This window comes from Ruegeria sp. BA12, from assembly GCF_056539625.1.
In genome coordinates this window covers 98,160-111,346 of sequence record NZ_JBQFVF010000011.1, presented here as the reverse complement: position 1 = coordinate 111,346, position 13,187 = coordinate 98,160, and the positions used below count along the sequence as shown (strand labels likewise).

The following is a 13,187-nucleotide window of genomic DNA, read 5'->3' as shown; positions in this document are numbered from 1 at the left end:
GTCTAGCGTTCTGCCCAAGCCATGTTGGGAGGGCAGGATGAAATCTCAGTACCGTGTTGTGGTTATCGGGGGCGGCGTTGTGGGCGCCTCGGTTCTGTATCACCTGGCCAAGTTCGGCTGGTCGGATGTGGTGATGCTGGAACGGCGGCGGTTGGCATCGGGATCTTCCTGGCACGCTGCCGGAGGGGTTCATGCGTTGAACGCTGACCCAAATATGGCCTCGCTGCAGGCGTATACCATCGATCTGCTTAGTGAGATTGAAAAGGAATCGGGTCAGAATATCGGTATGCACATGACCGGTGGCCTGACGTTGGCTGGAACGCCCGAACGGTGGGAGTGGTTGCAGGCGAACTACCGTATTTTTCAGTCTATCGGCATTGAGGATTGCAAGTTGCTGTCTCCGGAAGAGGCGCAGCGCCGTTGCCCGATCATGTCCACCGACGGCGTGCTGGGTGCTATGTGGGCGGACCGCGAGGGCTATATCGACACGACCGGCACGGTGCAGGCTTATGCAACGGCGGCCAGAAAACGTGGTGCCGAGTATTACGAAGAAACCAAGGTTGAGGAGCTGATCCAAACCACGGATGGTTGGCAGGTGGTGACCGACAAAGGCACGATCACTTGCGAACATGTGGTCAATGCGGCTGGGCTTTGGGCCAAACAGGTGGGCCGCATGGCTGGCATCGAACTGCCGGTCTCGCCGCTTAAACACCACTATCTGATTACCGACACGGTGCCTGAAGTGGCGCAGGCGGATTTCGAGATGCCGATGACCGTCGACCTCGAAGGGTTCACCTATATGCGGCAGGACCAGAAGGGCGTCCTTGTTGGTATCTACGAGATTGATCACGAACACTGGGCCATGGACGGCGCACCGTGGAATTACGGCGAAGAGCTGTTCCAAGAACAGCTGGATCGGATTGAAAACGAACTGACGCTGGGCTTTGAGCGATACCCGTCGATTCAGAACGTGGGGATCAAGACGTGGGTAAACGGGGCGTTTACTTTCTCGCCAGATGGTAACCCGCTGGTCGGACCCGTTCCGGGCAAGCGCGGTTATTGGTCGGCCTGCGCGGTGATGGCCGGGTTCTTGCAGGGCGGCGGCGTTGGCAAAACATTGGCCGAGTGGATGATCCATGGCGAGCCTGAGGCGGATGCATGGCCGATGGACGTGGCGCGGTATGGTGATTTCGCGCAGAACAAACGCTATATCCGCGAAACCACCGGGCAGTTCTATTCCCGCCGTTTCGTAATGACCTACCCGAATGAGCAACTGCCCGCGGGCCGTCCGCTGAAGATGGCGCCCGCCCATGACGCAATGACAGAGGCCGGCTGCAAATGGGGTGTTAGCTGGGATCTGGAAGTGCCGCTGTATTTCGCGCCGAAAGGGTTTGAGGAAACACCGACGCTCAAACGATCAAACGCTCACGACATCGTGGCCGAGGAATGCAAGGTGATCCGCGAAGGCGTCGGCCTGTTGGATATCTCGGGCTTTTCGCGGTTTGAGGTCAGCGGCCCCAATGCTGAGGTTTGGCTCGATAAGGTCATGGCATCGAAACTCCCCGCGCCGGGCCGTGCCAAATTGGCCCCGATGCTGGGCGAGGACGGGCGGCTCGAAGGGGATCTGACCGTTCTTAACTGGGGCGACGACACCTGGTGGATCATGGGCAGCTATTATCTGCGCGCCTGGCATATGCGCTGGTTCGACGATCACATGATCGACGGCGTCAATATCCGTGATCTGGGCGAAGAGTATTGCGGTTTCGCTGTGGTAGGGCCGAAATCGCAGGCAGTGGTCGAGAAACTGGCGGAACAGGATATCTCGGGTCTTGGGTTCATGGGCTGCGATGAATTCGATATCGGCCTTGTTCGCGCCCGCGTCGCGCGTATGTCGGTGACAGGCGAAAAAGGCTATGAGATCAACTGCCGTTATGGCGATCATATTGCGCTGCGCCGGATGCTGCTTGAGGCCGGGGAGGATGAAGGTATTCGCGAATGCGGCTTCAACGCGATGCTGTCGACGCGGCTGGAAAAAAGCTTTGGTATCTGGTCGGCGGAGTTCACCCAGGCCTACACGCCGGGGATGACAGGAATGGATCGCTGGATTGACTGGGATAAGGATTTCGTCGGCAAAGACGCCGCATTGGCCGAGCGTGACAGAAACGGCCCGGCGCAAGTGCAAGTAACGCTGGAAATAGACGCGCTGGACGCTGACGCCAGCGGGTACGAGCCGATCTGGTCGGGCGAAGACCGAGTGGGTTTCGTAACTTCGGGCGGCTATGGGCACTATACCGGCAAGTCGCTGGCAATGGCTTTGGTCAACCGCGACAAGGCTGCCCCGGGCACCGAGTTGTCTGTGCATGTGGTTGGCGTTGAACGTCCCGCGCGTGTGATCGCGCCGTCCCCATACGATCCGAACGGTAAGGCGATGAGGGGCTGATGGTGATCTCGCAAACATCCGAGCGCGGCAGGCGGCGTCGTGGACGCGGTGCAGACGCCGCGCCTGCCCCAAGTCGCGATGTGAATTACCGCCAGCTGCGTAATCCGTTTCCATTGATGGAAGTATTCCCGGCGGAACAGATCGTCGATATGCACGAAACGGCTCTGCGGACGCTTCAGGAGCTGGGGATCAAGGTTCTGCTGCCTGAGGCGCGCCAAATTTTCGACAAAGCAGGCGCGCGGGTGGAAGAAGACAGTGAAATGGTCTTCATCGGTCGAGAGATCGTTGAGGCCGCCATAGCGTCAGCCCCCAAGTCTATCAATTGCCGTGCTGGCGCGCGCCGTCGTGATTTCACGCTGGAACTGGGCAGTCTTGTGTTTCAACCAGGGGCAGGGGCTCCGAATGCCACTGATCTGGAACGGGGGCGCCGCCCTGCGACGGGGCAGGACTATCTGGATTTTTTGAAACTTACGCACCACTTTGATGTGTTCCAGATGATTTCGCCGCAGGTCGAACCACAGGACGTGCCGACCCACCTGCGTCACTATTTCACCACGCAGGCGCAGATGGAGCTGACTGACAAGTTCCCGTTCTTCTACTCTCGCGGAACGCCGCAGGTGATGGATTGTTTTGAGATGCTGACCACTGCGCGTGGCCTGCCGGACGATGAATTCCGCGCCACCCCGCACAGCTATACGATCATCAATACCAACAGTCCGCGGACGTTGGATATCCCTATGGCGCAAGGTCTAATCGACTTTGCCCGCCACGGTCAGATGTCGATTGTCACGCCGTTCACGCTAATGGGGGCGATGGCACCCATTACTGTGGCCGGGGCGATTACGCTGTCTCATGCCGAGGCTTTGGCAGCGGTTACCCTGACCCAGCTAACCAATCCCGGCGCGCCGGTGTGTTATGGGACCTTCACCAGCAACGTGGACATGAAATCGGGGGCTCCAGCGTTTGGGACGCCTTCGCATTTCCAGGCGTCTCTGGCGGCGGGGCAGTTGGCGCGGCATCTGGGCCTTCCGTGGCGGTCCGCCGCCGGGTCGGCGTCGAATGTAAACGACGTTCAGGCCGCGAATGAAAATCAGTTTGGCCTTTGGGGGTGTCTGATGGCCGGGGCCACGGTGATTATCCATTCGGCCGGGTGGCTGGAGGGTGGATTGACGGTCTCGTTCGAAAAGATGATCTGTGACGCCGAAGTGCTGAATATGGTGGCCGAGCTGTGTGCTGGCGCACAAGCGGGCACGGCCGAGATCGGTTATGACACCGCCCTGCGAGAGGTTGAACCCAGCGGGCATTTCTTTGCCTCCAGCCAGACGATGGAGCGCTACAATACCGAATTCTACGAGCCCCATGTGCATGACTATGCCAATTTTGGCACCTGGACCGAGCGCGGATCAATCGACGCCAATCACCGTGCAACGGACGTTTGGAAGACCATCCTGAACGATTTCAAAGCCCCTGCCGGGGACAGCGACAGGTTGGGTGACTTGCAGGACTTCATCGCACGCCGTACGGCTGAAGGCGGCGCACCACCGGAGAGTTGAATGAACACAAAACCGATCCTGCATAGGGACGATCCCAAGGCCGAACCGCTGGTCGGCAACATCAAGGTCACGCGCGACGACTGGCTGAACGTGGCGATGGACGTGCTGATCTCGGACGGGGTGGACCAGATCAAGGTTCTGAACCTGGCCGAGCGGATGGCCGTGTCGCGATCATCTTTCTATTGGTATTTCAAGTCCCGGCAGGAATTGCTGGACGCGCTGCTGGCTCGCTGGCAGGCAACCAATACGGCGGCGCTGGTTGCGCAGGCCGAAGAACCTGCCGATACCATCACCGCTGCGGTTTGCAATGTGCATCGCTGCGTGGTGAACACGGACCTCTTCGATACGGCGCTGGATTTCGCCGTGCGCGACTGGGCACGCAAGTCAGGCAAGGTGCGACGAGCCCTGGATCAATCGGACGCGCGGCGGCTTGAGGCGTTGCACGCCATGTTCGCGCGGTATGGGTATCCCGAGATCGAGGCCGAAACCCGCGCGCGCGTGTTGTACTACATGCAAATCGGGTACGATCTGGCGCAGTTGAATGAGCCGATGGAAACGCGGCTGTCGCTGGTGTCGCATTACCTTTACGTCTTCACCGGAGTCGAACCCAGGCCCGAAGAAGTCGAAGAATTCAGTGCCTATTCAAAGCGCTATTGGGAGGGAGCAACAGAATGAGTCAACCAGACGCAATTATCATTGGCACGGGTGTCATCGGCGCGGCCATCGCGTTCGAGATGGCCAAGGCCGGGTGGAAAACTCTGTCGTTGGACCGCAATGCTCAGGTCGGTCACGGCTCGACCGCCGGGTCCTGCGCGATCATCCGGATGCATTATTCGACCTTTGATGGCACGGCCTTTGCGTGGGAAGGCTATCACTATTGGCGCGACTGGGCCGAATATCTGGGCCTGCCAGCAGATGCCAATCTGGCGCAGTTTCGTGAAACCGGATGTCTGGTGATGAAGACCGAAGCCAACGGGATGCTGGAAAAGCACATGAAAAACAGTGCGGATCTGGATTGCCCGTTCGAAGATTGGTCGCCTGAAAAAATCACGGAGCGTCTGCCGGTTTATTCATTGGACAGCTTCACCCCGCCCAAACGCATGGAGGACCCGGAATTTGGCCAGCCGAACGGGCGCAAGATGCAGGGCGGCGTGTTCTGGCCGCAGGCCGGATACGTTACCGACCCGGCCTTGTCGGCGCAGAACCTGATGGATGCCGCCAAACAGCATGGGTCAGAAGTGCGCACCGGGGCCGAGGTGGTCGAAATTCTGACGGAAGGTGGTCGCGTGGCCGGGGTCAAACTGGCCTCGGGCGAGGAAATCCACGCCAAGGTCGTGGTAAACGTCGCTGGACCAGGATCAGCGATTATCAACAAGATGGCTGGCGTATTGGATGACATGACCATCGAAACCCGCCCTCTGCGACAGGAAGTGGTTCACGTCCCCGCGCCCGAGGGATTCGATTTCGAAAATGACGGTACTATCGTGTCGGACAGCGATATCGCGTGTTACTGCCGCCCTGAACATGGCAATCATATCCTCGTGGGTTCAGAAGATCCCGAATGCGATCCGCATCAGTGGTGCGAGGATGACGTACACTACAACCACGACTTCACCGACCAGTGGACAACGCAGGCGATGCGCTATGCCCAGCGGGTGCCCAGCCTTGGCATCCCGTCCAAAACCCGTGGGGTGGTTGATCTGTATGATGCGTCGACCGATTGGATTCCGATCTATGACAAATCCAGCCTGCCGGGGTTCTACATGGCCTGCGGCACCAGTGGAAACCAGTACAAGAACGCGCCGATCGCAGGAAAGATGATGACGGCCCTGATCAACTATTGCGAGGGTGGGGCGGATCACGATGCGCAGCCATTGCAGTTCGAGCTGCCCTATATCAAGCGGATGATCGATGTTGGGTTCTACTCGCGTAAACGTCCGATCAACGAAGAAAGCAGTTTTTCGGTTCTGGGCTAGCCTGCGTGCAAAACAGCTCTAGTCTTTCCAGGAACCGTTTGTGGGGTCCTGGATGACTGAACCATCGAACCGAGTTCTGATACTGGGCAGCGCGCCCGGCGCCTTGGCCGCGCAAGGCTGGGCGCGCGATCCCTTTACCCATATTGTCGCGATCAATAACGCCTGGCGCATCCGGCCAGATTGGGACATTCTGATCCACCCCGAAGATTTCCCGATAACAAACCATCCAACTGGACTTGCCCCGCATCAGCGGATCATCACGGCGCAGGACTATGTACCGGCGCAAAATGGGTTTGGTGGGTTTGTCTACGCTGGCGGAACGATGGCGTTTACCGCGGGCTATTGGGCCTTGGCGGCGCTAAGGCCTGCGGTGCTGGCCTTTTTCGGCTGTGACATGATCTACCCGGATACCGGGAAGACGCATTTCTACGGAACCGGTCAGGCTGATCCTTTGCGTACGGATATCACTTTGCGGTCGCTCGAGGCTAAATCGGCGCGCCTGGCGCTGTTTGGTGCAGATCAGGGATGCCAGGTCGTCAGGCTGTCAAAAGGGGAGAGCCGCCTGCTGTTTCCGTCCGTCGGGATCGGTGATCTTGTAAGAGACGACTTACCCGAAACCGACGCGATGCAGACCATTGTCCAGTCGGAAAATGAGCTGGGGTATCACGTGCCCTCGGGGCGGTATTGGGAAGTTGCGGACAGGTTCGACACTAGCAAGCTTGATGCGTTGGATCAGCAATGGCTGGCAGCCTATCGCGCGTCAGCCCTGATAGATTTCGACTGAAACGGCCAACAGATCAGGTGGCGAATTTCGCCCAGGCCCAGACCATCGCGATATAGGTCAGGTTGTGCATCAACTGGTCCAGACCCGCAGCGCGCCAGAAAGCAGCCTGTGTTGGCATCAGTTTTTTCTTGTCAGAATAACTGGCTTTGGCAAAATCGATGTTGAAATGTACGAACCATTCCAGGGCGGCAATTATAAGAATAAAAGCCCAAGGCGCACCGAACAGCACAAAGACAATAACGGATCCGATAACATGTACGCCGGCATGTTGCGCGCGACCCCAGTGAAAATACTCACCACGACCCGATAGCATTTTGGGTGTCTGAAGGTAGAAATCCGCGAACATATGTTTGATCTGCAACAAGCAGAGCATCAACAACACTGCGCCCAAGCTGGCGGTCAAATTGTTTCTCCCGATATCGTCCTAAAGCGAACTCTAGGGGCTAAACTGGTGCGGCGCAAATAAACTAGATCACACATGGCGAATTAATGTGCAAACTGGAAACTATTTGCGTCAGTGGTCACGAATGCTGTAAATTCAGCGTGTTGGATGCGCCGCAATTTCTTCAAGATCGGATCGGTGATTCAAAACAGGGGCAGGATCCATAGAACGTTCGATTTTCCGGTTTATTTGGAAGTACTCAAAACGCGATCAGCTGATCCTGCTGGCCGTGACGTCAACGCTGTTCCCGCTGCTGTATCTGACACTGGAACTGCCCAAGCGCATTATCAACGATGCCATTGGTGCAGCCAGCCCGATTGTGGATGTTCTGGGGTATCAAGTACCGCAAACCACATTCCTGATTATTCTGTGCGGCGCGTTCTTACTGGCGGTGCTGGCGCATGGCCTGATGAAGATGCGCATCAACACCATGAAGGGCGTGCTGAGTGAACGGATGCTGCGCCGGTTCCGCTATCAGCTGATCAACCGCGCCCTGCGTTTCCCCCAACCGTATTTCGAGCGGGTCAGCCAGGGCGAAATGGTGTCGATGATCACCGCCGAAAGCGAGCCTATGGGTGGGCTTATGGGCGATGCGATCAGCCAGCCGGTTCTGCAGGCGGGACAGATGATCACGATCCTGTCGTTCCTGTTCCTGCAAAGCGTCTGGTTCGGGCTGGCCGCTGTGGCCTTGATACCGCTGCAGGCGTGGCTGATTCCCAAGCTGCAGCGTCAGATCAACTTACTGAACAAGAAACGCATACAAGAAGTCCGCGTATTGGCCGCGCAAATTGGCGAGAATGCCGCCGGGGCCTCGACCCTGCGGGCCAATGGCGGCTGGCGTTATCGCCGGGCGATGATCTCGGAACAGTTGGGACGGCTATTCGGCATTCGGTTCGAGATCTACCAGAAAAAGTTCTTTATGAAGTTCATCAACAACTTCATCTCGCAGCTGACGCCGTTCATGTTCTATTTGATTGGCGGCCTTCTGGTATTGCAGGGGTCAGTCTCGCTGGGGGCGCTGGTGGCGGCGTTGGCGGCGTACAAGGACCTGAGTTCGCCGTGGAAAGAGCTGCTGACCTACTACAACCAGACGCAAGACATGTCGCTGCGATGGGACGTGGTAGTCGAACGTTTTGCCCCGCCGGGAATGCCCGATGAAAAGCTGTTCGAAGGTGAACCCGAAACGCGACCCCATCTGAATGGGGATATCGCGCTGGATCGGGTCTCGGTTCGGGATATGGATGGCAATCAGGTTTTGGATGATCTGAACCTTACCTTTAAGGGCGGACAAACTGTTGGGATTGCGGCCCCCAGCGAAGAGGACCGGCGCGCCGTTGCTGAGTTGCTGACGAGGGAAATCCTGCCCAGCGCGGGTCGGGTCGAGATTGGTGGCGAAAACCTGTCGAACCTGCACCAGAGTGTGGTGGCCGCGCGCATCGGCTACGCCTCGTCACGCCCGGTCATGTTTCAGGGGACGTTGGGCGACAATGTGATGATGCCGATGCGCCAGAGGCCGCTGACAACGCAGTCCGACGACCCTGATTTTGCTGAGACACAGCGGGCAGGCAACAGCGCCGATCCGTATGATGCCGAGTGGCTTGACCCGTCTCAGGCCGGGTTGGACAGCCCCGACGCGCTGCGCGATTGGTGGTTGCACCTGATCGATGGCATGGGGTCGGGGGCGGCTTTGTTCCAGCGTGGATCAGAGCAAGTGTTTGATCCGATTGAACACCCGGAATTGGCCAGCAAACTGGTCGAGCTGCGCCCCTTGGTCCAACAGGCAGTGCAAAAGGCTGGGCTGGAGCAACAAGCTTTGGTGTTTGATCGCGACACTTACAACCCGGCCTTGCCGGTGGTGGAAAACCTGCTGTTTGCCACGCCGCGTGTGCCGGTCACGCAGGAATTGCTGGCGCGTCAAACGGTCTTTTTGGGACAACTGCGCGAGTTGGGGTTGGACGAAACACTGGTTGGTCTGACCCGCGATGTGATCGAGATGCTGCGTCAGATCTTTGGTCTGGACGGCACCGACCACCCGCTGTTCCGCAAGCTGGGACTTGAGGCGCAAACCTATGAGGCCGCGCTGGAACTGGTCGAGCGGACCAGGAATGAGGGCGTATCCGGTCTGGATGACGAACAACTGGCCAATCTGCTGGCGGTGCCATTCGTGATTTCGGCGGAACAGATTGGGCCTGCCTTTACCGATGAGTTAAAGAACCGAATCCTCGAACTACGTCACAGCCATTCCGAGAAATTGCTGGGGCGGTTGCATGACGTTTTCGTCTCGCTGGACAAAACGGCATTTGCGCCGGGTCTGACCGTTATGGAAAACGCCCTGTTCGGCAAAGTCAGTCAGATCGGGGGCGGTCGTTCGGACGAGGCGCGTAAGCTGATTGTCGATGTGCTGGACGACAATGGCGCGCGCCCGCTGGTGGTCGAACTGATTTATGACGTCCCGGTCGCAATCGGTGGTCAGAACTTGCCTGCCGTTTTTGCCGAACCACTGGCCTTTACCCGCGCGACGATCAAAAAGCCGGACATCCTGATCCTGGAAAACGCGCTCGCCAGCTATGACATGGCGACACAAGTTGCTGTTTACAAAAACCTGCGTCAGTTGCTGCCCGACACGACAGTCATCTATCTGAACGACCAGTTCGAAAATCCGGATGTATTCGACATGTTTGTCGAAATCCGGCAAGGTCGTGTGGTCTCGGACGGAGGGTATGATGCCGTGGAAGAGGATAGCGCCGCCTCAGCCGATCTGGCGCGCAAGCTGCGCGCACTGGAACAGACGCCGCTGTTTTCCGGTCTTGACCGCAGGCAGTTGCGCCTGCTGGCCTTTGGTGCGCGCTGGTTCGATGCCAAGCCGGGCGAGGTTGTGTTTCTGAAAGATGACCAACCCACAGATGGGGCCTATGTGGTGCTTGAAGGCGAGGCCGGGCTGTACCTGCCGCAGATTGAAGGCCCGGATCAACTGATCACAAAAGTGGGGCCGGGGGCACTGGTGGGGGAACTGGGGCTGATCCGCAAGGAGCCCCGCGCCCTGAGCATGATTGCCGAGACGGAACTGTCCTGCTTGCGGATCGGGGAAGAGGAATTCCTGGCGGTGGTCGAAAACGATGCCGCTACCGCATTCAAGCTGATGCAGGTGATCGCTGGGTACGTTTCGAACTAGATCTTGGGCTTACAGAACAATTCGTAAAGCAGCCCGATGACCTGCGCGGTGTTGCCGTCCTGCAGCGAGTAATAGATGGTCTTGCCGTCTCTTCGCGTGGACACCAGCCGTTCCTGCCGCAACCGGGCCAGCATCTGGCTGACGGCGGCCTGCCGGATTTGCAGCAGGTCCTCTAACTCACCCACTGATTTTTCGCCGTCGCCCAGATGGCACAGGATCATGAGCCGACCTTCATGGGCCAGTGTTTTCAGAAACGCCGCAGCCCGCGCGGCGCTTTCTTTCATGTCCGCGGGGTTTTCAGAATGTGCGCCTTCGGTGTCTTGGGCTTTGGGGGTCACACGCAGCCTGTTTGTTCGCAATAGAGTTGGACCAATATGCCCTGAAACCGGTTTGGTTGTCACCCCTCGGTCGCTGGCGCACCCCCTTGAAAGGCGTTGCCGTTGACATAGTCGCAAGGTTCTTCCTGCATTTGCAAATGTAGCCCGTCGCCGGTGTAGGGATGCGCACGGGCCAGGTCCTCGTCCACCTCGATCCCAAGGCCGGGTGTGGTTGGGGCGGTCACGAAACCATCATCGACACGCAAAGTGCCTTTGATCAGCTGATCGTGGAAAGGCGTTTCGATGGTCTCCAGCAGCAACAGATTTGGGATCGACGCGGCCAGATGGATATTTGCGGCCCACTCGATTGGTCCGGCATATAGATGCGGTGCCATTTGGGCATTGAACACCTCAGCCATGGCGGCGACCTTCTTCATCTCCCATATGCCACCAGCGCGGCCAAGGGCGGGTTGCAGGATTTCGGCAGCCCCGGCACGCAGTACCGCGCCGAATTCGGCCTTGGTGGTCATACGTTCTCCGGTCGCGACAGGGATGCGGACGTTGCGGGCGACGCGGGCCATATCCTCGATCATGTCGGGGGGGGTGGGTTCTTCGAACCACAGCGGAGAGTAGGGTTCCAGCGCCTGACCCAACCGGATCGCGCCTGCGGTATTGAACTGGCCATGGGTGCCGAACAGCAGGTCGGCCCTGTCCCCCACGGCCTCGCGGATCGCTTTGCAGAACGCGACCGACATTGAGATATCGGACATCGCAGGCATATGCCCGCCGCGGATCGTGTAAGGGCCTGCCGGGTCGAATTTCACAGCGGTAAAGCCACGCCGCACCATCTCGGCCGCGCATTCACCGGCCTGATCGGGTGAAGTCCAGAAGTCGGACAGATCATGTTGAGGCAGGGGATAAAGGTAGGTGTAGGCCCGGATGCGCTGGTTCATCACCCCACCCAGTAAGGCATAGACCGGGCGGTTACGATCCTTGCCCAGAATGTCCCAACAGGCAATCTCAAGCCCCGAAAACGCGCCCATAACAGTCAGATCGGGACGCTGAGTAAAGCCGCTGGAATAAGCACGGCGGAACATCAACTCGATGTTTTCGGGATTTTCGCCCAGCATATGCCGTTCGAACACGTCCCGGATCACGTGCTGCATCGCGTCGGGACCGACGGATGAAGCATAACATTCCCCCCAGCCGGTGATCCCGGTATCTGTCGTCACTTTGACTAAAATCCAGTATCGTCCACCCCAGCCCGGCGCAGGTGGGGCGGTAACGATGATGTCGAGGTCCTGCAGTTTCATCCGGTGTCCTCCCCTTGGATGGCGTCAGCCCCTGTCGAACAGGATCACGTTGCGCTTGGCGGATCCGGTTTTGGTGTCTTCGATTGCCTCGTTGATCTGATCCAGGGACCACCGGCCCGAGATCAGCTCGTCCAGTTTCAGCCTCCCCTGTTCATACAGGTCGATCATCCACGGGATATCGCGCTGAATGACCACGTCGCCCATTTTCGAACCCACCATGCCCTGACCCAGCGCGGCCAGAACCACTGGTTCATAGCTGGACATATCGCCCGAATGCGGCATGCCGATCATGATCGCCCGGCCGCCCCGACCCAAATAACGCGGGGCCTGATCATAGGCCGGAATTGCACCGACGGTGATCAGAACCGCATCCGCGCCGCGCCCACCCAAAGCTTTGAAGGCGGCTTTCCATGGTTGATCCTGACTTGCCAAGACCCCATGGGTCGCGCCAAATTCCATGGCAATGTCCAGCTTTTCCTCGGTCATGTCGACGGCCACAATCCGACGGGCCCCAGCGATACGGGCCCCCTGAATGGCGTTTAACCCGACACCACCCGCGCCGATGACCACCACGTCCTGACCAGGGCGTAGCTTCGCGGCATTCACCGCCGCACCAACCCCGGTGATCACGCCGCAGGACAGGAGGCTGGCCACGTCTTTCGGCATCTCAGCAGGAAGTTTCACGATTTGCCGATGGCTGACGACGACCTTCTCGGCAAAGGCACCGCAAGCCATCGCCTGATCCAAGGGACCACCGTCCACTGTCTGCAATGGTCCTTTGACGGTGTCGTAAGGCGTTTCGCAGATGGTTGGCTGGCCGCCTGCGCAAGACGGGCAGGACCCGCAGGCGCGGATCAGCGTGACAACGACCGGGTCGCCAACCTTGAAACCCCCGGCCTCGTCGCCAATCGCGGTGATCACTCCGGCGGCTTCGTGGCCATAGACGGCAGGCAAATGCCCACCCCATGCCCCGCTAGCAAAGGTGATATCGGAATGGCAGATCGCCACGGCATCCAACGTCACTTCGACCTCGCCTGCGCCCGGCGGTGCCAGCAAGACGTCTTCGATGACCAGAGGTTCGTTGAACGCCCGGCAGACGGCAGCTTTGATGGTTTGCATGTGGTCCCTCACTCCCTTTTGATCACGGTGGCGCGGGAAACTGCATGTCGCAAGACGGAAACCGTCATCCA

10 protein-coding genes are annotated in these 13,187 nt (G+C 58.6%); 6 read left to right on the top strand and 4 right to left on the bottom strand.

Annotation, left to right across the window (positions count from 1 at the left end; all coding sequences use genetic code 11):
- Nucleotides 1-37: 37 nt before the first annotated feature.
- From ACR0B0_RS18150 to ACR0B0_RS18130, 5 genes are read left to right on the top strand one after another with little or no spacing between them, the layout of a single operon-like run.
- Entirely contained in the window at nucleotides 38-2,440 is a 2,403-nt protein-coding gene (locus ACR0B0_RS18150; RefSeq protein WP_480649002.1) for a GcvT family protein, read from the top strand.
- Nucleotides 2,440-3,993: a trimethylamine methyltransferase family protein gene (locus ACR0B0_RS18145; RefSeq protein ID WP_170351794.1), complete on the top strand. Its 1,554-nt coding sequence runs from the start codon at nucleotides 2,440-2,442 to the stop codon at nucleotides 3,991-3,993. The genes ACR0B0_RS18150 and ACR0B0_RS18145 overlap by 1 nt, the downstream gene beginning before the upstream one ends.
- Nucleotides 3,994-4,668 carry a TetR/AcrR family transcriptional regulator gene (locus tag ACR0B0_RS18140; protein ID WP_170351793.1) on the top strand — a complete coding sequence of 225 codons (675 nt, stop codon included), beginning with the start codon at nucleotides 3,994-3,996 and terminating at the stop codon, nucleotides 4,666-4,668.
- On the top strand, nucleotides 4,665-5,969 hold the full coding sequence (locus ACR0B0_RS18135) for an NAD(P)/FAD-dependent oxidoreductase (RefSeq protein ID WP_170351792.1): 1,305 nt from the start codon (nucleotides 4,665-4,667) through the stop codon (nucleotides 5,967-5,969). Before ACR0B0_RS18140 ends, ACR0B0_RS18135 begins: the two co-directional genes overlap by 4 nt.
- Before the next feature lie 52 nt (nucleotides 5,970-6,021).
- Nucleotides 6,022-6,753, top strand: coding sequence for a hypothetical protein (locus tag ACR0B0_RS18130; RefSeq protein WP_480649000.1), 732 nt, complete (start codon nucleotides 6,022-6,024; stop codon nucleotides 6,751-6,753).
- A gap of 13 nt (nucleotides 6,754-6,766) precedes the next feature.
- On the opposite strand, the gene ACR0B0_RS18125 is transcribed toward ACR0B0_RS18130, so the two are convergent.
- Nucleotides 6,767-7,126, bottom strand: a complete 360-nt coding sequence (locus ACR0B0_RS18125; protein ID WP_425081593.1) for a DUF3307 domain-containing protein — start codon at nucleotides 7,124-7,126, stop codon at nucleotides 6,767-6,769.
- A gap of 244 nt (nucleotides 7,127-7,370) precedes the next feature.
- On the opposite strand from ACR0B0_RS18125, the gene ACR0B0_RS18120 reads away from it, so the two are divergent.
- Nucleotides 7,371-10,367: an ABC transporter transmembrane domain-containing protein gene (locus ACR0B0_RS18120; RefSeq protein WP_480649032.1), complete on the top strand. Its 2,997-nt coding sequence runs from the start codon at nucleotides 7,371-7,373 to the stop codon at nucleotides 10,365-10,367.
- Here ACR0B0_RS18120 and ACR0B0_RS18115 read toward each other — a convergent pair.
- The 3 genes from ACR0B0_RS18115 to ACR0B0_RS18105 form a co-directional block, all read right to left on the bottom strand.
- Nucleotides 10,364-10,651, bottom strand: coding sequence for an ArsR/SmtB family transcription factor (locus ACR0B0_RS18115; RefSeq protein ID WP_170351829.1), 288 nt, complete (start codon nucleotides 10,649-10,651; stop codon nucleotides 10,364-10,366). The genes ACR0B0_RS18120 and ACR0B0_RS18115 overlap by 4 nt on opposite strands.
- 113 nt (nucleotides 10,652-10,764) lie before the next feature.
- The gene (locus tag ACR0B0_RS18110; protein WP_480648998.1) at nucleotides 10,765-11,997 is read right to left on the bottom strand and encodes a mandelate racemase/muconate lactonizing enzyme family protein; all 1,233 of its coding nucleotides are present in this window, start codon (nucleotides 11,995-11,997) and stop codon (nucleotides 10,765-10,767) included.
- 24 nt (nucleotides 11,998-12,021) lie between these two features.
- Nucleotides 12,022-13,116: a Zn-dependent alcohol dehydrogenase gene (locus ACR0B0_RS18105; RefSeq protein WP_480648996.1), complete on the bottom strand. Its 1,095-nt coding sequence runs from the start codon at nucleotides 13,114-13,116 to the stop codon at nucleotides 12,022-12,024.
- Nucleotides 13,117-13,187: the final 71 nt, after the last annotated feature.